Genomic DNA, 24530 nt, shown 5'->3' on the forward strand with positions numbered 1-24530 from the left:
CCGGCAGGGGGCCCGGCCGAGAAGCGGACGGAGGACGCCGTGCCGGTGCGCCCGCCCGCCCCGGCCCGCTCGCTCCTGCGCGGGTGGGGGAGCTGGGTGTCGGTCGTCTGGTTCCTCGTCCCGGCCCTGGTCCTCTTCCTCGTCTTCGTCCTCGCCCCGATCGCCGTCGCCGTCTACACCGGCTTCTTCAAGTGGGGCGGGATCGGCCCCATGGACGACTTCGTCGGCCTCGCGAACTACACCAGGCTCTTCGCCGATCAGGTCTTCCTCGGCGACATGGGACGCGGGCTGTACCTGATCGTCCTGTCGGTCACGGTGCAGCTGCCGTTCGCGCTGTTCACCGCGGTCCTGCTCAACCAGAGGCTGCGCGGCCGGGCCGTCTACCGGATGCTGTTCTTCGCCCCGTACATCCTGTCCGAGGTGGTCACGGCGGTCCTCTTCACCATGATCTTCCTTCCCGGCGACGGCATGGCCGACCACCTCGCCGGCGCCCTCGGCCTGGAGGGGCTGCAGGGCAGGTGGCTCGCCGATCCCTCGACGGTCATGCCGACCCTGTTCGTGGTCATGACCTGGAAGTACTTCGGCTTCCACATGATGCTCTTCCTCGCCGGGCTGCAGGGCATCCCGCGCGAGGTCCTCGACGCCGCCTCCATCGACGGCGCCGGCGCCTGGCAGCGCTTCCGGTACGTGACGCTGCCGCTGCTCGGCCCGACGATCCGGATCAGCGTCTTCCTCTCGGTCATCGGGGCCATCCAGCTCTTCGACCTGGTCTGGGTCATGACCGCGGGCGGGCCCAACCACTCCTCCGAGACGATGGCGATCTCGATGTTCCAGTTCGGGTTCAAGCGCTACCAGGTCGGCTACGCCAGTGCGATCAGCGTGGTGCTCTTCATGATCAGTCTGGTCTTCTCCCTCTTCTACCAGCGCTATGTGCTCCGCCGTGACCTGAGCGGGGCCGTCACCACGGGAGGCGGCCGATGAACGCCCGCAAGGCGGCACGCGGTCTGTCGCTGCACGCCGTGGTCTGGCTGATCGCCGCGTTCGTCGTCGTACCGCTGATCTACGCGGTGATCTCCGGGTTCAAGAGCACCGGCGAGCTGACGAGCAATCCGTTCGGGCTGCCCGGGCAGTGGAAGACCGGCAACTACACCGGCATCCTCGGCGACGGGATGTTCTGGCGGCAGATCGCCAACAGCGCGGGCATCGCGATCGGCACGACGCTCTGCACGGTGGCGGCCTCCGCGATGGCGGCGTTCGTCCTGGCCCGCTACGCCTTCCGCGGCAGGGAGTTGTTCTACACGCTGTTCACGATCGGGCTGATGTTCCCGTTCGCGGTGGCCGTCCTGCCGCTCTTCCTGCTGCTGCGCACCTTCGGCCTGCTCGACAACCCGCTCGGAGTGATCCTCCCGCAGGCCGCCTTCGGACTCCCCATGACGATCATCATCCTGCGCGGCTTCTTCCGGACCATCCCGGCGGAGATCGAGGAGGCGGCCGTCATGGACGGCTGCGGCAAGTTCCGCTTCTTCTGGAAGATCCTGCTGCCGATGGCGCGGCCGGCGCTCGGCACGGTCTCGGTCCTCGCGATCGTCGCGAGCTGGAACAACTTCTTCCTGCCGCTCCTTGTGTTCAACGACCCGAAGTGGCAGACGATCCCCGTCGGCGTCCAGCAGTTCCAGGGCCAGTACTCGACCGACTACGCTCTCGTCCTCGCCTACATCGTGCTCGCCATGGTCCCCGCCCTCGCCTTCTACGCCGTCGCCGAGCGCCAGCTGATCGGCGGCCTCACCGCGGGCGCCACCAAGGGCTGACCCGTCCCGCTCGACCCCACCTCCCGAGGAGACCTCGTGAAACGTCTGACCGCCCTGACAGCCGTCATAATGTTAGCGCTAACATCACAGGCCGCGGCCGACCCCGCGCGACCCGCCGCCGCCCCCGCCCGACCCGTCATCGACTTCCGTTCCGAGCTCCAGCCCATCGACGGATTCGGCTTCTCGATGGCCTTCCAGCGGGCCGACCTGCTGCACGGCGCACGCGGCCTCGGCCCGGCCAAGCGGCGCGAGGTGCTCGACCTGCTGTTCAGCAAGGACAAGGGCGCGGGCCTCTCGATCCTGCGCCTGGGCATCGGATCGTCGACCGACACGGTCTACGACCACATGCCCACGATCCTGCCGGCCGACCCCGGCGGCCCCGACGCCACACCGGCGTACGTCTGGGACGGCTGGGACGGCGGCCAGGTCTGGCTCGCCAAGGAGGCCAAGAAGTACGGCGTCGAACGGTTCTTCGCCGACGCCTGGAGCGCCCCGGCCTTCATGAAGACCAACAACAACGAGAACGACGGCGGCGAACTGCTGCCCGCCTGGCGCCAGGCCTACGCGAACTACCTCGTCCAGTACGCGAAGTTCTACCAGCGCGAAGGCATCGGGATCACCGACCTGGGCTTCACCAACGAACCCGACTGGACGGCGACCTACGCCTCCATGCGGTTCACCCCGCAACAGGCCGTCGACTTCCTCAAGGTGCTCGGGCCGACCGTCCGCGCATCCGGTCTGAAGACCGAGCTGGTCTGCTGCGACGCCGCCGGCTGGGACCGGCAGATCGCCTTCACCGAGGCCATCGAGGCGGACCCCGAGGCCGACAAGGCCGTACGGACCATCACCGGCCACCGCTACAGCGGCCCGACCACCGTCCCGCAGCCCACCGACAAACGCGTGTGGATGTCGGAATGGTCGCCGGACGGCACCACCTGGAACGAGAAATGGGACGACGGCAGCGGCTACGACGGCCTCACCGTCGCGGCCGACATCCAGAACACCCTCACCGTCGGCAACGCCAACGCCTACGTCTACTGGGTCGGCGCCTCCCTCGGCACGACCCGGGGACTCGTCCGGCTCGCCAACCCCGGTGACGACTACCGCGTCTCCAAGCGGTACTGGGCACTGGCCGCCTTCAGCCGGTTCATCCGCCCCGACGCCGTCCGCGTACCGGTCACGAACACCGACCCGGCACTCCAGATCACGGCCTTCCGCAACACCGACGGCAGCCGCGTCATCGAGATCCTCAACACCGCGACCACCGAACGCTCCACCACCTTCTCCCTGCGCGGCGGACACGACCGGCACCCCGAGGGCTACGTCACCGACGAGACCCGCTCGATCGCCCCGGCCGACATCGTCTCCACGCACGGCACCAGCCTCACGGCGAAGCTCGCCCCGCGCGCGCTGACCACGATCGTCCTCGACTGAACCGCCCATCCCCCGAGGAGTCCTCCATGCCCACGTCCCGGCATCTCATCGCCCTGTCCGCCGTCGTCTGCCTGACGGCCGGCCTCGCCGCCGCGCCCGCCACCGCCGAACCCCGCCCGAAGACGCTCGGCGAACTGGCCAAGAAGCACCACAAGTACTTCGGATCCGCCACCGACAACCCCGAGTTCACCGACGTCGCCTATCTCAAGCTCCTCGGCAGCGAGTTCGGGCAGACCACCCCCGGCAACGCCATGAAGTGGTACGCCACCGAACCCGAGCGCGGCGTCTTCGACTTCACCGAAGCCGACGAGGTCGTGGCCTTCGCCAAGGCCCACCACCAGAAGGTCCGCGGCCACACCCTCATCTGGCACAACCAGCTCCCCGACTGGCTCACCGAGCGCACCTGGACCGCCGACGAACTGCGCGCCGTCCTCAAGAACCACATCCAGACCGTGGTCCGGCACTACAAGGGCCAGGTCATCCACTGGGACGTCGTCAACGAGGCGTTCGACGAGGACGGCACCTACCGCGAGACCCTCTTCTACAAGACGCTCGGCCCCGGCTACATCGCCGACGCCCTGCGCTGGGCCCACGAGATCGACCCGCACGCCAAGCTGTACCTCAACGACTACAACGTCGACGGCATCGGTCCCAAGAGCGACGCCTACTACACCCTCATCAAGCAGCTGAAGGCCGACGGCGTCCCGGTGGAGGGCTTCGGCATCCAGGGCCATCTGGCGCTCCAGTACGGCTTCCCCACCGACGTCCGGCAGAACATGCAGCGCTTCGCCGACCTCGGCGTCGAGGTCGCGGTCACCGAACTCGACATCCGGATGAACCTCCCCGCGACCCCGGAGAAACTCGCCACCCAGGCCACCTGGTACGCCGACTACGTCAAGGCCTGCCTGGAGGTCAAGAGATGCGTCGGCGTCACCATCTGGGACTACACGGACAAGTACTCGTGGATCCCCTCCGTCTTCCCCGGCGAGGGCGCCGCCCTGCCCTACGACGAGAACCTGATGCCCAAGCCCGCCTACCACGCCATCAGGAAGGTACTGGGCGGATGATCAGGACGGCGATCGTCGGAACGGGCGGGATCGCCGGCATCTGCCACGTCCCCGCCCTCCGGGCCCAGGCGCACCGGGCCGAGATCGTGGCGGCCGTCGACGTGGACGCCGTACGCGCCGAGGCGTTCGCGGCCGAACACGGAATCCCCGCGGTCTACACCGACCTGTCCACGATGCTCGACGAGCAGCGTCCTGACCTCGTGCACCTGTGCACGCCGCCGTTCCTGCACGCCGAACAGGCCGTGGCCTGCCTGGAGTCGGGGGCGTGGGTGTGGTGCGAGAAGCCGGTGGCGCTGTCGCTGGCCGAGCTCGACCGGATCCGCGCCGCCGAGGGGCCCGCCGCCGCGGGCGCGGTGTTCCAGCACCGGTACGGCCCCGGCGCCCGGTACCTGCGCGACCGGATCGAGGCCGGGACGCTGGGCCGCCCGCTGGTCGCGCAGTGCGTCACGGCGTGGTACCGCGACGAGGCCTACTACGACGTGCCCTGGCGCGGCACCTGGCGGAGCGAGGGCGGCGGCCCGACGCTCGGCCACGGCATCCACCAGATGGACCTGATGCTCCAGGTGCTCGGCCCGTGGGCCGAGGTACGCGCGATGGCCGGCCGCCTCGAACGCGACATCCAGACCGAGGACGTGTCCACGGCCCTGGTCCGGTTCGAGAACGGCGCCATCGCGACGGTCGTCAACAGCGTCCTCTCCCCCCGCGAGGAGAGCTACCTGCGCTTCGACCTCACCGACGCCACCGTCGAACTGCGGCACCTGTACGGCTACTCCCACACGGACTGGACGTTCACCGCCAGGTCCCCCCGCGCGACGTGGGAGCCGCCCGACGACCGGCCCAGCTCGCACACCGTCCAGCTCGCGGCCTTCCTGGACGGCTACGAGGCGGGGATCCGGCCCGACCTCGGCCGGTCGACCATGGAACTGGTCACCGCCCTGTACAAGGCCGCGATCACCGGCCGGCCGGTCCGGCGCGGCGAGATCGACACGGCCGACCCGTTCTACGGATCGCTGCACGGGGGACGCCCGGAGGTGTTCCGATGACCTTCGAACTCACCCGGAACGAGGACTCGTCGACCGTCCGGACCCGCGGAGTCGACCTCTTCCGCTACGTGCACCGGCCGGTCATGGACCCCTTCGAGGCGCCGAAGCCCTACCTCCACCCGGTGCGCACGCTCGCCGGGAACGTGGTCACCGGATACCGCCCGCACGACCACCGCTGGCACAAGGGCGTCCAGATGACGGCCTCGTGGGTGTCGGGGCAGAACTTCTGGGGCGGTGGCACCTACCTGCGCGGGCAGGGGTACGTCGACCTGCCGAACCTCGGCACCATGCGCAGCCTCACCGTGTCCGCCGAGACGGGCCACGACCGCGCCGTCATCACCGAGGACCTGGCCTGGCACACGCAGGCGGGGGACCACTGGATCGACGAGCGCCGCACGCTGACCGCACGCGACGTCGAGGCCGACTCCTGGACCCTGGAGGTCACCACCGCACTCACCAACGTCCACGACACCACCCTGGTGTTCGGCAGCCCGGGCACGCAGGGAAGGGAACTCGCCGGATACTCCGGCCTGTTCTGGCGCGGCCCGCGCGACTTCACCGGCGGGCAGGTGATCGGCCCCGCGATGGGCGAGAAGGGCGACTGGCTGGCCTTCGTCGGCACCCACGACGAGGTCGACCGCTCCTCCACCCTCCTGTTCCTGGACGACCCGGAAACCCCCTGCCGCTGGTTCGTCCGCAGCGATCCCTTCCCCGCCGTCAACCCGTCCCTGGCCTTCGACGAGGAACTGCAGCTGGCCCCCGGCGACACCCTGTCGCGCCGCCACCGGATCGTCGTGGCCGACGGCGCGTGGACCCCCGCGCGCCTGTCCCGGCACGTCGCGGAGCACCCGTGGTGACCCCGCTCCCCGGCGGCGTGGGGATCTCCGAGCTGACCGTGTACGACTGGGAGGCCGCCGACGGCCTGTGCGGGGGCACGCCCCACATGCACCTCGTCTGCTCGGAGGCGTACGTCGTCATCGGCGGCGCGGGCAGCGTCCAGACCCTCACCACCAGCGGCTTCGCCGACACCCCGCTGCACCCCGGCGACGTCGTCCGGTTCACCCCCGGCACGATCCACCGCCTCGTCAACGCCGGCGGTCTGCGCCTCCTGGTGCTCATGCAGAACAGCGGACTCCCCGAGGCGGGCGACGCCGTCTTCACCTTCCCCGCCCCCGTCCTCGCCGATGCCCACGCGTACCGCAGGGCGGCCACCCTGACCGGCGACCACGCCGCGGCGGCGCGCCGCCGCCGCGACCTGGCCCTCGAAGGGTTCCTGGCCTTGCGCGAAGGCGGGCTGCGGGAGTTCCACGCCGCGGCCCGCCGCCTGAAGCGCGATCTCCTCGACGCCTGGCGGATCCGCTGGCGCGACGGCCCGCTGGCGGCGGCCCTCGCGACCGGCCGCCAACTGGAGGCGCTGAAGGCCGGAGACCTCTCCCACCTCGACCAGGGCGCCGTGTCACGGCTGGAACGCCCGGAGCGCCGAAGCTTCGGCATGTGCGGCCGCCTGCACCCGTACGCCGTCCCCGACCCCCCGACGCGACCGCCCCGCGGTCCCTCGGGTCCATCGCACCCCCACACCCCGAAGGAGCACTTCTGATGCCGTCCCGACCTCGCTCACCGATCTCCCTGAAACGGCTCCTCGCCGTCCTCTCGCCCCTGCTGCTCCTGGCCACCTTCTTCGGCGCCCAGCCGGCCGGCGCGGCGACCGTCGACACCAACGCCTGGTACGTCCTGGTCAACCGCAACAGCGGCAAGGCCCTGGACGTCTACAACCTGGCGACCGGCGACGGCGCCCGCATCACCCAGTGGACCAGGAACGACCAGAACCAGCAGCAGTGGCAGTTCGTCGACTCCGGCGACGGCTGGTTCCGCGTCAAGTCCCGCCACTCGGGCAAGGTCCTCGACGTCCAGGGCCGGTCCACCGCGAACGGCACCGCGATAGTCCAGTGGACCGACGCCAACGCCACCAACCAGCAGTGGCGGCTCGCCGACAGCCCGGACGGCCACGTGAGGCTCATCGCGCGCCACAGCGGCAAGGCCCTCGAAGTGCAGGGCGGTTCCACCGCCGACGGCGCGAACATCGTCCAGTACGACGACTGGGGCGGCGCCAACCAGCAGTGGCGGATCGTCAGGGTCGGCTCCGGCAACCCGGGCACGTGCGAGCTTCCCTCGACGTACCGCTGGTCGTCGACGGGCGCGCTGGCGCAGCCCAAGACGGGATGGGCCTCGCTCAAGGACTTCACCGTCGCTCCCCACAACGGCAAGCAGGTCGTCTACGCGACGACCCATGGGAGCGCCGGGACGGGGAAGGCGTGGGGCGGGATGAACTTCACCCCGTTCACGAACTGGCAGGAGATGGCCGCGGCCGGCCAGAACGCGCTGCCGTTCACCGCCGTCGCGCCCTCGCTCTTCTACTTCGCGCCGAAGAGCGTCTGGGTGCTCGCCTACCAGTGGGGCGGTTCCTCGTTCTCGTACCGGACGTCGAGCGATCCCACGAACCCGAACGGCTGGTCGTCGGAGCAGGTGCTGTTCACCGGCAAGCTCGACCAGTCCGGAACCGGTCCCATCGACCACGCCCTGATCGCCGACGAGTCGAACATGTACCTGTTCTTCGCCGGTGACAACGGCAAGATCTACCGGGCGAGCATGCCGATCGGAAACTTCCCCGGCAGCTTCGGCTCCTCGTACACGACGATCATGAGCGACACGGTGAAGAACCTGTTCGAGGCCCCGCAGGTCTACAAGCTCCAGGGCCAGAACAAGTACCTCATGATCGTCGAGGCCCGGGGGGTGAACGAGCACCGCTTCTTCCGCTCGTTCACGGCCACCAGCCTGAACGGCACGTGGACGCCCCAGGCCGCGACCGAGTCCAACCCCTTCGCCGGCAGGGCCAACAGCGGCGCCACCTGGACCAACGACATCAGCCACGGTGAACTGCTGCGCACCAGCGCCGATCAGACCATGACCGTCGACCCCTGCAACCTGCAGCTTCTCTACCAGGGACGCAGCCCCGGCTCCGACGGCGTCGACTACGGCCTCCTCCCCTACCGCCCCGGCCTGCTGACCCTGCAGCGCTGACGGTGTGACACGGAGGTCCGGCTCCGACAGGGAGCCGGCGTGGCGGGCCCGGTGTACGGCCGGGCCCGCCACGGCCGGGTACCGGGAGCGAGCGGAGCGCGGCTTCCGTATGTGAACCTGGTGGACATGTCGATCATCGCAACCGTCGTGGTGCTGCTCATCGCCGCGCTCCACGTCTACATCCTGGTCCTGGAGATGTTCCTGTGGACCGGTCCCCGGGCCCGGGCCGCGTTCGGGACCAGCGCCGAGTTCGCCGCCGAGACGAAGGCGCTCGCGGCCAATCAGGGCCTGTACAACGGCTTCCTCGCCGCCGGCCTCGTGTGGGGCGCGGTGGCGTCCGACCCGGTGGGCTTCCAGGCGAAGGTGTTCTTCCTGGTGTGCGTGGCCGTGGCCGGTGCGTACGGTGCCGCCACGGCCAGCCGGAAGATCCTCTTCGTCCAGACCGTCCCGGCGCTGATCGGTCTGGCACTGGTGCTGGCCGCCCACTGAGCGACGGGCTTTGGCGGGACTCTGGGGCGGCTTTGGCGCGGCGCAGAAGAATCTCCGGTGGCCGACAGGCCATGTGCCACCAGCCGTCACCAGAGAGAGGAACCGCCATGCAGAAGAACAAGGCGCAGAAGAACAAGATGAAGAAGATCCAGATCCGCAAGGCCGGTCCGGTCCGCCTGACCTCCTCGGCCTGCTCGACGTACCCGGTCGCCAACTGAGTCCAGCGCACGTGAAGTGCCGTTCCGGGTTCCGGTGGCGGGCCGCGGCCCGCCACCGGAACCCGGGCGGTGGACGGGCGCCGCGCGTGCGCGGCGCCGGACCACGCCGACGAAGGAGCCGGGATGGCGGATCAGGAACTACGTGAGGGCACCGCGCCGCCGGACGCCCCGGACGTCGCCGCGGCGCGCGACCTCGACAGCCCGCTGGTGCTCCACCGCCTCGTCCATCTGGAGGAGGACGGCGAGGTCACGATCGGCCGCCCGGACACCGACTCCTTCGCCATCTTCCCGCCGGACGGCGCCGCGCTGGTGCGCCGCCTCCAGGAGGGCGCCACACCGCGGCAGGCCGCCGACTGGTACGCGGCCGAGTACGGCGAACCCATCGACGTCGCCGACGTCGTCGAGGCGCTGTACGAACTGGACTTCGTGGCCCCCGGGACCGGCCCCGCCCAGGACGGCGCCCCGCCGGTGCGCTGGCAGCGACTGGGGCGGGCGCTGTTCTCGCCGGTGGCGTGGCTCTGCTACGGCGCCGTGGTGGCCTGGGCGACGGTGCTGGTGGTACGCAGCCCCGAACTGCTGCCCACCCCCCGGGCCATGGTGTTCAGCGAGTACTACTCCCTGATCATGGTGGTGATGACGGTCGCCGCCGCACCGCTCATCGCGATCCACGAGATCTACCACGCGCTGGCCGGCCGCCGCCTCGGCATCGGGTCGCGCACCCGGATGTCGTACCGCTTCTACTTCCTCGTGGTCGAGACCTCGCTGGACGGCCTGGTCGTGGTGGAGCGCCGCAGACGCTATCTGCCGATCCTGGCGGGGATGCTCGTCGACGTGGTCCTGATCGGTGTGCTGATCATCGCGGCGGACCTCACCGGCGGGCCCGGCGCCGGAGGACCGGCCGCCCGGGTCTGCCTGGCGGTGGCCTTCGCCGCGGTGATCCGGGTGCTGTGGCAGTTCTTCTTCTACCTGCGCACCGACGTCTACGTGCTGATCAGCACGGCCCTCGGCTGCGTGGACCTGCACACCACGGCCACCCGGATGCTCCGCAACCGGTGCAACCGGCTGCTGCGGCGCCCGGACCGGCTCCTCGACGAGTCCGCGTGGCACCCGGCGGACCGGCGGGCGGCACGCTGGTACTCCTGGCTCATCCCGGTCGGCTACACGCTCAGCCTGAGCACCTTCCTGCTCGGCCTGGGGCCGGTCTTCTACGACATGATCGGCGCCGCCCTCGGCCGCTTCACGGCGGACCGGCCGGACTGGGTCATGCTCGCGGACGGCACGGTCTTCCTGCTGCTGACCTTCCTCCAGATCGGCATCGCCCTCTGGCTCGGCGCCCGCGACCGGCTCCGCAGGCGCCGCGACCGGACCCGGCACGTCATCGCCTGACGCCGGCGCCCGCCACGCGCCCCCGCCCACCTCCGAAGGCCCTCAGTGAAAGGCAGAAACGTGAGCGGTCACCACTGGATCTCCGCCCCGCACCCCCGCCGACGCGAGCGGCTGCGGGACGCCCTCGGCCTGCCCGGTCCGTCGCTCGCCGTGGACGCGCACCGCCGGCTGCGCGGTCCGTACACCGCCGCCGGGACGCTGCTGCGCGCGTTCGCGCCGGAGGTCCTGCGGGCCAGGCCCGGGCTCGCGGACCGGCACTACATCGAACTGCAGCAGAGCACCCCGGAGTTGACGCCCCTGGTGCCCCCGCTGGTCCGGGGCCTCGAAGAACAGTCCTCGGCCGGCGAGATCAGCCGGTACCCGGCGCGGCTGCACTCGCTGCGGGTGGCGCACGGGCTCGTGGAGTTCCTCCTCGCGGCGCTGCCCGATGCGACGGACGCGCCCCGCACCCTGATCGTGACGAACGTCGAGCACGCCGACGTCACCGACCAGGAGTTCCTGGCCGTGGCGCTGCGCCGGATACCGCCGGAGCTGCTGACGATCGTGGCCTGCTCGGGCCGGGAGCCGCTGCGGGAGCCGCCGGGCGAGGTCTCGATCTCGCTGCCGGAGGCGCTGACGACGTACGCGAACCTGGTCACCGGCCCGCCGGAGCCGGAGCCGGACGCCGGGCCGTCGGCCGTGGCCGGGGACCCGGCGGCGGTACGGCGCGCGGCCCGCCGCTTCGTGGACGGCGACTGCGTCGGCGACGAGCCGGGCCCGGCCGCCGCCTACGCGGCGCTCACGCCCTCCGAACGGGCCGCCCTGCACGAACGGAGGGCCGGGGAGCTGGCCGGGCGGGTCGAGGCCGGCGAGACCTCGTGGCGCCTGGGGGCCCTGCCGTACCACCTGCTGCGGGGCACGGACCCCGTCGGTGCCGGAGTGGCGGCGGCGCGCCGGGCCCTCGACCACTGCAAGTACCTGGGCTTCTACCACATCTCGGCCGAGCTCAGCGAGGCCGCGAGGGCCTTCCTGACCGTCGAGGAGCACCCCGACGCCTGGTGGTACTTCATCCGCGAGGCCAGCGCCTGCCTGGCGGCGGGCGGCCGGCCGGACGAGTCGGCGGCCCTCCAGCACGAGGCCCGTACCCACACCCAGAGCGCGACCCACCACATGAAGCTCGCCTACGAGACCGGGATGCTCTACGCCCGCCACTACCCGCCGGAGCGGCGCGACGAGGGCCTGGCACGCGCCTGGGTCAACCAGGCCATCGGCATCGCCGACCTGCTGCCGGACCCCGACGAGCGGGCCTTCTTCTCGGTGTTCAACCGCAACGGCCTGGCGCTGGTCGAGGTCCGGGCCGGGCGGCCGGACGAGGCGCTGCGGCTCCTCGACGAGGGGATCGAGCGGCTGGACCGGGAACTGGGCCTCGGCAGGCGCAGCTGGCACCGGACCGGGCTGCGCTACAACCGGGCCCAGGTGAACGCGATGAGCGGGCGGCTGGCGGAAGCCCTGGAGGACTACGCCGAGATCCTGGAGGCGGACGCCGGCTTCTCCGACCACCACTTCAACCGGGGCACCATCCTGCGCAAGCTGGGCCGCGCGGAGGAGGCGATCGCCGAGTACACCAGGGCGCTGCGCCTGGAGCCGCCGTTCCCCGAGGCGTACTACAACCGGGGCGACGCCCGGCTGGAACTGGGGGACACCGAGGGTGCCCTGGCGGACTTCGACCGCACGCTGGAACTCGAACCCGGCCATCCGGAGGCCTCGCTCGGCCGGGCCGGTCTCCTGGCCGACCTCGGCGACACCGCGGCGGCGCTGGAGAGCGTCACCGGCGGTCTCGCCCAGCACCCGGACCACCCGCACCTGCTGTCGCTGCGCGGACGGCTCCTCGCGGAGGAGGGGGACGTCCCCGCCGCCCGGGAGGCGCTGGAGGCCGCGCTGCGCAACGACCCCGGACTCGCCGAGGCCTGGGCGGTACGCGCCGAACTGGCGTACCTGGACGGCGACCTGGACCTGTCCGTGGCCGACTTCGACCGGGCCGTGGGCCTCGCGGACCGCGCGGACTTCCGCTTCAACCGCGGTGTCGTCCACGAGGCGGCCGGCCGCTACGGCGAGGCAGCCGCGGACTTCGAGGCGGTCCTGGCCGCCACCGGCGACCCCGACGCCCGCAGCCGCCTGGACGACTGCCTGCGCGCCGCCGGGCAGGCCCGTGCGTAGGGTGACGGAGGGCACCGCTCTGGCCGACGGACAGCCGCCGGCCGGAGAGCCCGCCGAGGGCGTGCTCGCCGAGCGGTTCACCGAGGCCATGTCCCGGCTGGTGTCCGGCGTGGCGGTGGCGACCGCGCGGCGGGCGGACGGCCGCCCCACCGGCATGCTGGTGTCCTCGCTGTGCTCCTACAGCGTGCGGCCCCCGTCCGTCCTGATGGCCGTCGCCGACGGCTCCCGGACCGGCCGGGAGCTGAGCGCCGGGCCGGGCACGGCCTTCGGGCTCCACCTGCTGGGCGCGGACGGCGAGACGCTGGCCCGGGTGTTCGCGGGCGGCGCGGACGACAAGTTCGCGGACGTCCTGTGGGAGTGGGACGGCGAGGTGCCCCGGCTGCTCGGCGCGGACGGCTACCTGCGCTGCCGGGTCGCCGCGGCCTTCCCGCACGGCGACCACACGGCGCTGGTGGGCGAGGTGTCCTCCTGCGTACCGGGGGAGGGGCAGCCCCTGGTCTACTACCGGCGCCGTCTGGACTGGCGGCTGCGCTGAGCACGGGAAGGCCCGCGTCGGCGAGGTCTACGCCGGTGAGGCCCGCGTCAGCGCGAGGGAAAACGTTCCTGCACGCCGTTCGGTGCCGGCCGGCAGTGCTCGTGCCCGGCGTTGAGCGGAGGCCGTACCCGCAACACCGCCTGCTGTGCCGCCCGGAGGGCGGCCCCCGGTTCGATGCCACCGGCCGCCACCACCACCCGCCGGGCCTCGGCGTACACCTCGAGGGCCTCGGTCTGCCGGCCGGTGGCGGCCAGCGCCAGCATCAGCTGCTCGTGGAAGGCCTCCCGCAGGGGATAGCGGGCGCACAGCTCCCGGAGTTCGCCGGTGACCTCCCGGGCGCGACCCTGGCAGATGTCCGCGCCGATCCGGTCCTGCACCACCGCCAGCTGCTCATCGGCGAGCCGGTCGCCGTAGAAACCGGGCAGGTCCGCGTGGGTCAGATCGCCCAGCGGCGTACCGCGCGAGAGCGCCAGGGCGCGCCGGAAGGCGTGGTCGGCGGCCCGGCAGTCGCCGGCGGCCAGCCGGCTGCGGCCCAGGGCCGCCTGCTCGCGGAACTCGTCCAGATCGAGTTCCCCTGGCCCCACGCGCAGCAGATAACCAGCCCCCACCGTCGGCAGCAGCGGATGGTGGCGGGCGTCACGGCCGTCGCGGCTGTGACCGGGATCCAGAACCCGGCGCAGGCCCGACACGTACATCTGGAGCGCCGCCGACGCCGAACGGGGCGGCCGGCCGTTCCACAGGTCCTCGATCAGGGCGTCCGCGGAGGACTGCTGGTTGGCGCGCAGTAACAACAGGGCCAGCAACGCACGGGACTTGAGCGCCGTCGGCGTACACGGCCGCCCTCCGAGCCGCAGCTCCAGCGGCCCCAGGACCAGATAGCGCGGCCCATGCCGCGCCGCCCCTGCGCCCGCCGGCCCCCAGGATTCCGGGGGCATGCCGGGACGCCATCCCGAACCGCCCTCAGCACCGCCCGCCACCGTGCTTTTCACGCGCTGTAACGCCACCGCTGTCGACTCCCCCGTCACCGTCAGTTGTGCGCAGGATGTGCGTGAACCGTGCCCAATGTGAGGGGATCCGCCCTGGACCGGCAAGGCTCGAATCGAGCCATCCTGGGTCGCGGAGGTCCCGGACGGCGCGGTCCCCGTCTCCTCCGCACAGGGGGCCGTCCGCGATCGCAAAGTGGGGAAAGCGCCCCAGGAGCCCCACGCTCCGGCGTAGTCTGCGTGCGTAACCGCAGGCGGGCCGGGGTGGCCTGCCGTGCGGCGGAGGTGTCATGGGCGGGGACCCACAAGTGTCAGCAACGGTCGGCGACCACCGGCGAACGGGGGTGCCCGATCCGTACGGCGACCAGGCCCTGCTGACCCCCGCCATGACGAAAGGCCATGACGCCGCACCCGCCGGGGAACGAGCTCTGCTGCTGCGCTATCTCGAGGCGGTGGCCGCCGCCCGCCGGGCACCGGTGCACACCGCCGTCGCCTTCAACGCCGCGTACTTCGGGTACGACCTCGGGGGCGACGGCTACGGCGGCAGCCCGCTGAGCCTCGACGACTTCCCCGTGATCACCCTCGGGGAGTACGCGCCCCCGCTCCCCGTCGGTGCCATGGTGTGCGTCGCCACGGGATCGGATCCGCTCTACGCGGAGATCGTCTACCGGGAGGGCGCGCACCCGGAGGTGGGAGCCCTCGGGAACGTACCGGCCTGGGTTTCCGGGGCGCCCGCGGGCGCCGAGGGACCGGGCAGGCCGGGGAGCGACGCGACCCCCTGCCGAAGGGAGCTCCTGGTCCCGGATCTCCACGCCTTCGGACCGGCCCTGAGCCTGTCACCGGCCAAACTCCACCGCTTACGCACGCGCCGGCGCTGGATCAACGAGGACGGGCACGTCGTCGTCGACGTCCGCTATCCGTCCCCGGAAGCGGCCCGGCGCGACGACCTGACGGCCTACGCGGATCACCTCCTGACCACGGCGCGGGAGCAGCTGCTCAGTCCCTTCGTCCCCGTCTCCCTCGCCGACCTCGTGGGCAGCACGCGTGACGACGATCTGCGGGCGGGCCTGCTCGGTCTGCTCGACACGGTGCGGGGGGTCCTCCGCTCCAGCGCCGCCTTACGCACCTGGGGGCACTACGCCGTGACCCGGGCCTCCCTCACGGAGTGCTGGGGCGACACCGGACCGCTGGGCGGCGACGATCTCAGGTCCCTCGCGGCAGCGGTGGAACACGCGGCCACCCCGGCAAGGCGGCGCCATCGCCTCACCGCCCCCGCCGCGGTGTACACGGCGGTCGGACCGCGGCTCCGCCAGTTCCCCGGCGCGACGGAACTGCTCGGAGGAACGGGCTACGCGGCAGCGGTCGTCCGGGCGAACGTGACACTCGCCGACGTCGTACGAGGCGACAGCGACCAGGGCCTGTTCGAGAACGGCTCCCGGATCACGCTCGACGACGCTTTCGAGAGCGGGGGCATCTGGCGCTCCCGCCATCCCGCCGATGCCGCGGCGCCCGGTGGCCCCCTGGCGCCGGCAGGACGCGGCTGGGCTTCGACACTCCCCGCGCCGCCCGAGCCGGAAACGGAAGCGGACCCGGTCGATCTCCCTCTCGCCGACGACGCCACCCTCGGTCCCGGCGAACTCCTGCGGGACGACGCGAAGGAGACCGTCTGGCGGTCGCCCCTGCGGCTCGCCCATCTCATCGACGGCTGGTTCCCCCTGCACCCGTCCGCCGCCCGCGGACTCCGCCGCTCCCACGGCCCACGCCCCGCACTGCGCCTCGAACTCCACCACGGCGGCCGGACCCCGGACGAGCGCGGGACGACCCAGGACGTCAAGGCCGAACTCGAGGGCGAGCCGGGCCGGTTGACGGGAATCCGCTGGCCCCGGGACTTCTTCCCCGGCCTGATCCTCGAGCTGCGCCTGCCCCGCGGCGGAACGGTGATCCGCGCGGCCACGACCCCGCTGACGGAGCCGGTACGGATCGACGAACGGGTGATCGAGCACGGTTACGACCCCCGCGTGCTCACCCGGGAGGACGCTCCGGGCAGCGACCGCCATGGCGACAGCGCGGCCGGGCTCGGCCCCCGGCAGCTGGTGATGCGCACCGTACGCCGCTGCGGGCTGCTCACCCTGGACGGGCATGCCCTGCTGGACCGCTCGGTCCTGCCGAACGCGGTCTACGGAGGCCGGCCGGCACGGTCCCAGACCGTCGCTCTGGAGTCGGCGGTGGCGGAACTGCTCGCGGAAGGACGCCTGGAACCGGCCCTGGGCAGCCGGGACGCCTGGGGCCGACCCCACTACCCGGCGCGCGAGGCACAGCCGACCATCCCGCTCATCGGCTACCGCCCCCTACGACGACGGGTGATACGCCCGTGGGGCGGCGCGGAAGCGGACGGCGCGGGGCTGCTCGCCCTCCAGTTCGTCTCCGGTCACCTGCGGCGCCTTCGGCCGGGCTGCTCGCCCAGCGAGGCGCAGCGAGCGGCCTTCCGCGACCACTGCCGCCTCCTCGGCAAGGCGGACGGCTGGGAACTGCCCTACGGCTACACGTTCGTCACCGAGCACACCCGCGGCCGCTGACCCCACGCCCACGGCCCTTGTCCCTCCCTCCACCGTCCCGTCCCTCCCTCCCGGCTCCTCGGTGCCGAGCGAGCCGTTCCTCCAGAACCAGACGCAGAAACGGAGCAGGCGTCCATGCACGACCGCTATCACGTCATCACGGGGCCGCCGTCGTCCCCACCGACCGTCTCGGCCGGAGAGCTCGAAGGCCTGGCCACCGCGCTCAACGCCCTGGACCCCCTGGCCGCCGCCGCCCTGAACGACCTCACGGTCGGCATGGTGGAACTCGCCTTCAACTCCCTGTCGCCCAGGAACCGGCAGAGGGTGCTCAGCGGCCTGGGCATCCGGATGGCGGCACCCCGGCGGGCGGGCAACGCCCTGTGCCGGGACGTTCTGGCCCGCCTGCGGCGCGAGGCGCGGCAGCACTCCTGCACCTGTGGGGTCAAGGACCTCACGCGCACGGTGATGGACCAGATCGGCGCGCTCGTCTTCGCCCGGGACGACAGGACGGTCTCCGACCCCGTCTCCCGGTGGGGTGCGACGCTGCTCAGGGCCGCGGTCTTCGCGTGGTGCGACGCCTCCGTCGCCGACGCCCACATCCTCGCCTGGGCGGCCGATCAGGAATGGTTCGTGGCGCCGGCCGACGAGGAGGAGTCCGCGCGTCTCGCCGTCGTGGCCGAGGAGGCCCGGTCCGTCGTGGCGGCGTACCCGGACTTCGACGGCGTACGGGAGGGCGTGGAGCGGCCGTCCGCGGATGACGGGAAGGACAAGGAGACCGCCGCCGTCGATCGGCCGGCCGGACAGCCTCTCGTCCCCGAGGCCGCCGTGACGGATCCCGACACTTCGTACGACGCGCCCGTGACGGCCTCCGAGGACGCCCGCACCGAACAGGGCACGGACCCGGAGACGGCCTGCCGGCAGCTGGAATCGGCCCTTGCGGGGGCTCGGCAGGCCGCGGCGAACGTGACCGGCGCGGTGGCGGACGGCCGCCCACCGCACGAGGAGGACCTGGCTCCGCTGACCGCCCTGGGCGCCGTCTTCGACAGCGCGGAAGCGGTGTTCCGCGCGGCGGGGATGAAGGAGGTGCCCCGCCGCCTGGACGACATGACGCGCGCCGCACGCGAGCACCGGACGGCACACGAGCGTGACCGCCGGGCACGGGAGGCGCTGCGGGAACTCCTGGACGTCGCGGGCCGTCCGGACGGCCCCGCCGTCTTCGCCGCCGAGGCCGTGCGAGGAGCGACCCGCCGACTGCTGGACACGGCGGTGTGGGAACAGACCCACCGTCAGGAGAGCGCCGCACTCGCCGACTTGGCACAGCTGATCCGGGAAGGGCGGGAGGCGTACGCCGCCACGGAGATCCTGGCGCTGCAGGATCGGATGGTGCGGGTGCTGCCCGGGTGCGCCATGGCGGTGGTCATGGCACCCGACCTGGTGCTGGCGCGGTCCGGGGAAACCTTCGCCGAACCGGCGGGGACCGAGGCGGACGACCCCGGCGGCGATGCCGGGGGAGCCGACGAGCCCGCCGGGCGCGGAGAGCCGACCGCCGAGCAGACGGACGGGAGTCCGGCGGAGGAGACCGGCGATTCCGCCGACGGAACCGGGCTTCACTCCGTACCCGGCGTGGAGGCCCCCTCTCCCGAACCGAAAACCCCCACGTCCACGTCCACACCCGCTCCGGCGCCGGAGCCCGCCCCGCTCGACGCCGCCGACGAGCCGGCCCCGGCGCCCGCCACGGATGCCGACGCGGACCTCCCGGCCGCCCTCGTCCCGACGACCGCGCCCGCGTCCCCTCCCGCCGCGCCGGAGGACGAGGACGACCGGTTCTCGGAGTCGGCCCGGACCGTCCTCGCCGCCGTCGCCGCGGAGGAGGGAACCGACCGGACCGAGGTCGAACGGGCCCTGACGAGGCTGGTCGTGGAGCGGCGCTTCGGACTCGCCCACCGCGTGGCGAGCGCTGCCGGCCACCCCGAGCCGCAGGTGGCGGCGCTCCATCTGGCCGGTGCCGCCGGGCTGCTCACGTCCGGCGACAGCCAGGGCGCCCGGATGGTCGCCGACCTGCTTCAGCAGTACGGCGCACACGTCGGCCGTGACGCGGAGGGCAGCGAACTCCTCCTGCTGCCCGCTCTGTTGCGTACGGCGCTGATCACCGGAGACCACCTGGCGGGAGCTCAGCTCAAGGCCCTGGTCCCCCGGCTGCCGGAGCGGTTGGCGGAGGCGGCGACCACGGTCGCCGACCGCGCGCTGAGCGGCGCTCTGATGATGGCCTCGCCGCTGGTCGTCAGCGCCGACGTCTCCGGGGCGGAGGCGCGGCTGCGGGAACTCCTTGAGCAGTGCCGTGTCCTGCTCGTGCCGCCGAGGCTGCGGTTCGCGCGGGCCACGGAGATCGCCAAGCACTGGCTGGCCGACGACGGGCTGCTCGGGTCGCTGCTCGTGCCCGTCGCGGACGACCGCCGCGACGAGGCGGCGCGGGTGCGTGAGCAGGCCGAACGCCTCTCGAAACTGGCGGAGATCAACACCGAGGTCGACCGCATGGACCGGAAGCACCGGTCGCCCAGCGGCAAGCCGCTCCAGGGCTCCGGGCGGCAGGACCTGGTGCATCTCGTGGAACGCGCCGCCGGCCTGGCCAAGGAGTGGTGCCTGGCGGCCGACACCATCCGTCGTGGTGACCGCTCCGACGGCAACCGGGCGGTCAAGGAGATCTCCTCCCTGCGGCGGTCCCTGCTGGACGGCAAGGAGGCGGCGCTGGACGAACTGGAGCGGTCGGCGCGGAGCTCGGGCGTCGTCAAGGCCGCGACCGCCTGGGCGGCACGCGCCTCGATGGAGGAGCTGTTCGCCCTGCTGGCCGGTGACACCACGGCCACGCGTCCCGGCGGCCCGGTCGACCCCGGACTCGTGCTGGACGCGGAACTGCTGAAGGTGTGCGACCGCCGTGACGAGCAGCCGTCGCTCGACGAGTTGCTCATCGCGGTCGACCGGAGCTGGCAGGAGGCCCTCGCCGAGCGGCTCTCCCGCGACGCCTTCGCCACCGCCCGTACCCTCGTCGAACTGGCGGCACGAGGGCTGCTGCCCGCCGCCGGGGAGTTCACCCCGCCGACGGTCGCCGAGATCGAGGCCAGGGCGGCCGGCCGGCGTACGAAGCTGCGCGCCGCGCACGACGAACTCGTCGCCGAGCTGCACCGCGCGCAGGCCGATGGCGCCGTGACCGACGACCAGGACCTGCGGCTCCAGGAACTCCTCGCCGATGCCAAGGGCCTGCTCGACGGCACCGGCGCACACGACCTGGTGGACGTGCGCCGGGCGCTCGACACCGTACAGGGCGACCTGCCGGCCTTCCGGCAGCAGGCGGCCGACCGGATCCGGGCGCGACTCGACGCCCTGGACCCCACGGAGCAGCAGCGGGCGCAGGTCCTGCGGCACCTGGACACCGGTGGCCTGGCCACGGCCGCCGACCTCGTCTACTTCCTGGAGATCGGGGAGGACGTCCCGGAGATCGACGGCGGTGAGTCCCATCTCACCGAGTTCTTCCCGGCCGTGCCCGACGGGCTGCCCAAGGGCATCGACCGCGGCCTGGTCGACCTCGTCCGGTCCGGGGGGAAGCACACGGACATCCCCGCTCTGGACTACAGCGCGCTCTCGACCGACGAGGCGGCTCTGGCGGCCGACGTCCTCGACGAGTGGCGTGAGCTGGGCGCGACCGAGCCGAAGGACCGGCTCGACGTCTCCGCGAGGAGGCAGCTGCCGCCCCTCCTCAAACTCCTCGGTTACGAGGCCAAGAGCGCCAGGCCGCTCGACGAGCGGTCCCCGCACCTGCGCCGGCGCGAGTACCGCCTCTTCGAAGCGACCGAGGTGGAGACCAACGGCAGGGCCAAGGCACCCGCGTTCGGCTCGCAGATCCAGGAGCAGGGCGGCAGCCTCCGCGTGCTGATGGTCTGGGGCCGTCCTTCGGCCGAGTTCGTCATGAGCCTGGCGGAACGCGACACCAGCGGAGCGAGCCTCCTCGTCCTCTACTTCGGCACGCTGAGCCGTGAGGCCCGCGTCGAGCTCGCCGTAGGTTCCGGCCGGTTGCAGCCGATGCTGGTCGTGGACGACGCGGCCTTGGCCTATCTCGCGGCGCGGGGCAACCGCCAGGTCAGCACCGCTACGCAGATACTGCTGCCGTTCTCCGGCGTCAACCCGTACATCAGGGAGAAGCGGGGCCGGATCGGCGGCGAGATGTTCTACGGCCGTGACGCCGAACGCAAGAGCGTTCTCGACCGGCACGGCACGCAGGTCATCTTCGGCGGCCGGGGACTCGGAAAGTCCGCCCTGCTCAGCGATGCCGGAGAGCGGTTCGAGGGGCAGCGCCCCGGCTACCACCTGGCGGTGTACGTGAACCTCGACCAGGAGAACATCGGCAAGGGCAGCTCGCTGGGGCCGGAGGCGCTGTGGAGCGTCCTCGACCGGGAGCTCCGGGCGGCCAAGGTGCTGGAGGGGCAGCCGAGCCGCAAGTCGCGGGCGGGCATCTCCGACCGGGTGCGCGCCGGCATCCGGACCTGGCTCGACGGGGACTCCCGGCGGAGTCTGCTGGTCCTGCTCGACGAGTGCGACCAGTTCTTCGAGGCGGACGCCCCCCGCTTCGACCAGACCAAGAAGCTCAAGGGCCTCGGGTCCGACACGAAGGACCGTGCCAAGGTCGTCTTCGCGGGTCTGCACTCCGTGCAGAGGTTCTCCAAGCTCGCCAGCAACGGCCCGTTCGGGCACCTCGCACAGACCCCGAAGGTCATCGGTCCGCTCGCGCCGCAGTCCGCCGCCGAACTGCTGGTCGACCCGATGCGGGCCCTCGGCTTCGAGTTCCAGGACGTCGATCTCGTCAACCGGGTGCTCGGCTACTGCTCCTACCAGCCGTTCCTCCTCCAGATGTTCGGCCACCGGCTGGTCGAGGTGATGCACCGCAAGCGCGCGCGGCGCGGAGCCGAGGGACCTCCGTACGCGGTGGAGATCGCCGACATCGAGGTCGTGGAGTCGGACACCGGGCTCAGGGACGGCATCTCGGCGGCCTTCAAGGACACCCTGAGCCTCGACCACCGCTACGACGTGATCGCCAACGTGCTGGCCTACCACGCACGCCACCGCGGTTTGGAGGTACGGCTGAGCGACGCCGAACTGCGCGAGGAGTGCGAGACGTTCTGGCGCAAGGGCTTCGAACAGCTCGACACCGAGGGGTTCCGCGCCTATCTCTCCGAGATGGTGGGCCTCGGCATCCTCGCCCCCAACCACGACGGCCAGGGCTGGCACCTGAGGGGCCCGAACGCCCTGCGTATGATCGGCACCTCGCACGAGGTGGACGCCCGTCTGCTCAGGGCGGAGCAGGACTGCGAACTGCAGGAGAGCATCGTGCAGGAGGGGCGCCCCGAGCTGCCCGACGGCCGGCCGGCGCCGCTCACCATCACCCAGCTCGACGACCTCCTCGGCGAGCGGTCCAACCAGACGAGGGTGGTCCTCGGTACCTCCGCGACCGGTGTCGGCGACGTCGGCGACACCCTCCGTGCGGTTGCCGGACGGATCGCCGACTGGACGCTGCCGCCCATCGGCAAGCCCAGTGTCTACAAGCAGGAACTCGTGGGCGGACGTCCGCGCGAACGTCGGGTCGTCATCAGTGACTTCGCCCGGCACCCGGATGCCCGGCCCGAGGCCCCCCGGCAGGCCGTGGACCTGGCCGATACGATGCTGCCGACCACCCCGGGGGTGACCCGCGCGGTGGTCGTGGTCACGGATCCCACCCAACTGGGCCTGTGGCGCACCCTGTTGACGGGAACCGAATCCACCTCGGCCGCTCCCGTGGTGCTGCGCCGGCATGACCGCCGCAGTCTGCGCGGCTGGGCCCAGCGGGTCGAGAAGTTCCACACCGAGGACCGTCTGGACCGTCTCCACGAGCTGACCGGAGGCTGGCCGGTCCTGGTCGACCGGGCCCACCGTCTCCACGGCGAACTGGGCGACCCGGACGCGGTGCTGCACCGTCTGGCCGGTCTGCGCGCCGACCGGGCCGAGTCCCGTGCCTTCGTCCAGGCGACCGGCTTGTACGTGGACCCGATGCTGGCGACCGGATACCGGTCCCTCGCCGAGGAGTTCGAGAAGGACCCCTTCGACGTGGAGAGCGCGGTGACCGCCGTGGCGGTCCAGATCGAGGACGAGGACGAGGCCCGTTGGGTCGTCACCTGCCTTGACGCGCTCCAGGTGTTCGACCACGAGGGGAACCAGTTGCTCCTGGAACCGCTGCTCCGGGGGTGCGTGGCGCTCCAGGGCTGACCCTGCTCCCTGTCCGGCTTCTGCCGGGCGGGGCAAGGCTCCGTACCGCGGCGCTCGGCGAGCACGGCGACGAGGAGGCCCCGTCCTGACGGGGCCTCCTCCGGCTGGATGCCGTCGTGGGATCCATGGCGAGGGCGGCGCCTGGGCCGCCTCGTTCTGGTCGGGCACCAGCCCGTACGGCGCCTTCCGCCTCGACCGGCCAGGGCCGCCACCGGTCCGGAGGCCGCGCGGTGGTGTCTCCTTCGGTCCAGGTCAGCCGTACATCGCCACGCGGTGGAGAGCCGCGAGCGCGTCGTCGATGGGATGGGGCTGCGGTTCGCCGGAGGAGTCGAGCCTGTTCCACCTCTGCAGATTCACCGCGACCGCCAGCTGCCGCTTGCCGTCGGCGCGGATCACGGCCAGCGCCCCGCCACCCCAGACCGTGCCGCCATGGCCCCAGAAGGTGCCCTCACCGGGACCCTCCAGCGGGTACAGGCCGAGGCCGTAGTCGATCGTCTTCCCCTCCTGGGAGACGATCGGGACAGTGCGCCGCATCTGCGCCAGCGACGACGGACTGACGATCTCCCCGGCCAGCAGCAGGCGGTAGAAGCGGTTGAGGTCCGCGACGGTCGATATCAGCGAGGCCGACGGCCCCGTCCACGACATGTCGTAGACGCTGTAGTCGCGCGGCGGGTCGATCATGCCGAACCACGCCTCGTAGAGCTGCGAGTGCGGCCCGTCGACGTACGGCCCGGCGGGGAACGCGGTGTCCCGGAGCCCGGCGCGCTCGATGACGTTCCGGGTGATGCACCGCTCGGCCGTGGTGCCGGTCACCTGTTCCAGGAGCCGGTCGAGAAGCAGGTAGTTGGTGTTGGAGTAGACCCCCGGGGTGCCGCCCGGGGCGCCGGCGGCGGGTGCGGAGACCCCCATCCCGATCAGCTCGACGGGGTCGAACCGTGTGAACCGGTGGTCGTCCAGGCTCCGGGGCCCGGTGTCCGCGAGGACGGGCAGCGCCTTGAGGGAGGGGTAGGCGTACGGGAGGTACTCGGCGAGGCCGCTGGTGTGGTTGATCAGCATCCGGACCGTGATCGCGTCACCGCGTTCTCCGGGAACCAGCTCCGGAAGGTACCGGCCGATCGGTGTGTCGAGGCCGATCCGACCGCTCTCGACCTGCTGGAGCACCGCGGCCGCGGTGAAGGTCTTGGTGACGCTGCCGACGCGGTGCCGCATGCCGGCGGTGACGGGGCGGCCGGTGTCGACATCGGCGACCCCGACGGCGCCGCGCCAGACCTGGTCGCCGTCCCGCACCTCGGCGAACAGGCCCGGCACACCGGCACGGTGGACGTTCTCCAGGGCGGTGTCCAGTGCGGCTAAGTCCAAGTGCCTCTTCATGACGTACGTCCTTTCGCACTGCCTCGGCGAGCCCCGCGTCAGGCTCATGTCCTTATTATGCGCGCGGTGCGCGCAACAG

Annotated in this window: 16 protein-coding genes; 14 read left to right on the forward strand and 2 right to left on the reverse strand. The window is 72.1% G+C overall.

The features are described 5' to 3' along the window. Positions 1-39: 39 nt before the first annotated feature. From QK442_RS23040 to QK442_RS23095, 12 genes are all read left to right on the forward strand, one after another. A complete protein-coding gene (locus QK442_RS23040) occupies positions 40-981 on the forward strand; it encodes a sugar ABC transporter permease (RefSeq protein WP_282695975.1) in 942 nt (313 codons plus the stop codon). Continuing rightward, positions 978-1808 carry a carbohydrate ABC transporter permease gene (locus tag QK442_RS23045; RefSeq protein ID WP_282695930.1) on the forward strand — a complete coding sequence of 277 codons (831 nt, stop codon included), beginning with the start codon at positions 978-980 and terminating at the stop codon, positions 1806-1808. Before QK442_RS23040 ends, QK442_RS23045 begins: the two co-directional genes overlap by 4 nt. 69 nt (positions 1809-1877) lie before the next feature. After that, positions 1878-3242: a glycoside hydrolase gene (locus QK442_RS23050; protein WP_282695931.1), complete on the forward strand. Its 1365-nt coding sequence runs from the start codon at positions 1878-1880 to the stop codon at positions 3240-3242. A gap of 26 nt (positions 3243-3268) precedes the next feature. After that, the gene (locus QK442_RS23055; protein WP_282695932.1) at positions 3269-4309 is read left to right on the forward strand and encodes an endo-1,4-beta-xylanase; all 1041 of its coding nucleotides are present in this window, start codon (positions 3269-3271) and stop codon (positions 4307-4309) included. Next, entirely contained in the window at positions 4306-5352 is a 1047-nt protein-coding gene (locus tag QK442_RS23060; RefSeq protein ID WP_282695933.1) for a Gfo/Idh/MocA family oxidoreductase, read from the forward strand. The genes QK442_RS23055 and QK442_RS23060 overlap by 4 nt, the downstream gene beginning before the upstream one ends. Continuing rightward, entirely contained in the window at positions 5349-6209 is an 861-nt protein-coding gene (locus QK442_RS23065; protein WP_282695934.1) for a PmoA family protein, read from the forward strand. Before QK442_RS23060 ends, QK442_RS23065 begins: the two co-directional genes overlap by 4 nt. After that, a complete protein-coding gene (locus tag QK442_RS23070; RefSeq protein ID WP_282695976.1) occupies positions 6206-6949 on the forward strand; it encodes a cupin domain-containing protein in 744 nt (247 codons plus the stop codon). Before QK442_RS23065 ends, QK442_RS23070 begins: the two co-directional genes overlap by 4 nt. Beyond that, entirely contained in the window at positions 6949-8430 is a 1482-nt protein-coding gene (locus QK442_RS23075) for a non-reducing end alpha-L-arabinofuranosidase family hydrolase (protein ID WP_282695935.1), read from the forward strand. Before QK442_RS23070 ends, QK442_RS23075 begins: the two co-directional genes overlap by 1 nt. Positions 8431-8556: 126 nt before the next feature. Beyond that, positions 8557-8919, forward strand: coding sequence for a DUF1304 domain-containing protein (locus QK442_RS23080; protein ID WP_282695936.1), 363 nt, complete (start codon positions 8557-8559; stop codon positions 8917-8919). Positions 8920-9260: 341 nt separating this feature from the next. Further along, positions 9261-10523: a hypothetical protein gene (locus QK442_RS23085; RefSeq protein ID WP_282695937.1), complete on the forward strand. Its 1263-nt coding sequence runs from the start codon at positions 9261-9263 to the stop codon at positions 10521-10523. A gap of 60 nt (positions 10524-10583) precedes the next feature. Further along, positions 10584-12719: a tetratricopeptide repeat protein gene (locus QK442_RS23090; protein WP_282695938.1), complete on the forward strand. Its 2136-nt coding sequence runs from the start codon at positions 10584-10586 to the stop codon at positions 12717-12719. 1 nt (position 12720) lies between these two features. Beyond that, positions 12721-13254 (forward strand): flavin reductase family protein, encoded by a 534-nt coding sequence (locus QK442_RS23095; protein WP_282695939.1) that lies wholly within the window; start codon positions 12721-12723, stop codon positions 13252-13254. A 47-nt stretch (positions 13255-13301) separates the two neighbouring features. Here QK442_RS23095 and QK442_RS23100 read toward each other — a convergent pair whose 3' ends face one another. Beyond that, positions 13302-14189, reverse strand: a complete 888-nt coding sequence (locus tag QK442_RS23100) for an AfsR/SARP family transcriptional regulator (protein ID WP_282695940.1) — start codon at positions 14187-14189, stop codon at positions 13302-13304. Between the two features lie 356 nt (positions 14190-14545). Here QK442_RS23100 and QK442_RS23105 point away from each other — a divergent pair, with 356 nt between their 5' ends. Next, positions 14546-16813: a hypothetical protein gene (locus tag QK442_RS23105; protein ID WP_282695941.1), complete on the forward strand. Its 2268-nt coding sequence runs from the start codon at positions 14546-14548 to the stop codon at positions 16811-16813. 114 nt (positions 16814-16927) lie between these two features. Further along, positions 16928-23080: a hypothetical protein gene (locus QK442_RS23110; RefSeq protein WP_282695942.1), complete on the forward strand. Its 6153-nt coding sequence runs from the start codon at positions 16928-16930 to the stop codon at positions 23078-23080. A 252-nt stretch (positions 23081-23332) separates the two neighbouring features. Here QK442_RS23110 and QK442_RS23115 read toward each other — a convergent pair whose 3' ends face one another. After that, a complete protein-coding gene (locus tag QK442_RS23115; protein ID WP_282695943.1) occupies positions 23333-24451 on the reverse strand; it encodes a serine hydrolase domain-containing protein in 1119 nt (372 codons plus the stop codon). Positions 24452-24530 lie beyond the last annotated feature (79 nt).

This window comes from Streptomyces sp. CC208A, assembly GCF_030010625.1.
GTDB lineage: Bacteria > Actinomycetota > Actinomycetes > Streptomycetales > Streptomycetaceae > Streptomyces.

Bases quoted from the DNA above. Each gene is read 5' to 3' on its own strand.
- QK442_RS23075 (WP_282695935.1), top strand. From the start codon at position 6,949: ATGCCGTCCCGACCTCGCTCACCGATCTCCCTGAAACGGCTCCTCGCC.
- QK442_RS23110 (WP_282695942.1), top strand. From the start codon at position 16,928: ATGCACGACCGCTATCACGTCATCACGGGGCCGCCGTCGTCCCCACCG.
- QK442_RS23055 (WP_282695932.1), top strand. From the start codon at position 3,269: ATGCCCACGTCCCGGCATCTCATCGCCCTGTCCGCCGTCGTCTGCCTG.
- QK442_RS23050 (WP_282695931.1), top strand. From the start codon at position 1,878: ATGTTAGCGCTAACATCACAGGCCGCGGCCGACCCCGCGCGACCCGCC.
- QK442_RS23100 (WP_282695940.1), bottom strand. From the start codon at position 14,189: ATGCCCCCGGAATCCTGGGGGCCGGCGGGCGCAGGGGCGGCGCGGCAT.
- QK442_RS23060 (WP_282695933.1), top strand. From the start codon at position 4,306: ATGATCAGGACGGCGATCGTCGGAACGGGCGGGATCGCCGGCATCTGC.
- QK442_RS23115 (WP_282695943.1), bottom strand. From the start codon at position 24,451: ATGAAGAGGCACTTGGACTTAGCCGCACTGGACACCGCCCTGGAGAAC.
- QK442_RS23045 (WP_282695930.1), top strand. From the start codon at position 978: ATGAACGCCCGCAAGGCGGCACGCGGTCTGTCGCTGCACGCCGTGGTC.
- QK442_RS23085 (WP_282695937.1), top strand. From the start codon at position 9,261: ATGGCGGATCAGGAACTACGTGAGGGCACCGCGCCGCCGGACGCCCCG.
- QK442_RS23065 (WP_282695934.1), top strand. From the start codon at position 5,349: ATGACCTTCGAACTCACCCGGAACGAGGACTCGTCGACCGTCCGGACC.
- QK442_RS23080 (WP_282695936.1), top strand. From the start codon at position 8,557: ATGTCGATCATCGCAACCGTCGTGGTGCTGCTCATCGCCGCGCTCCAC.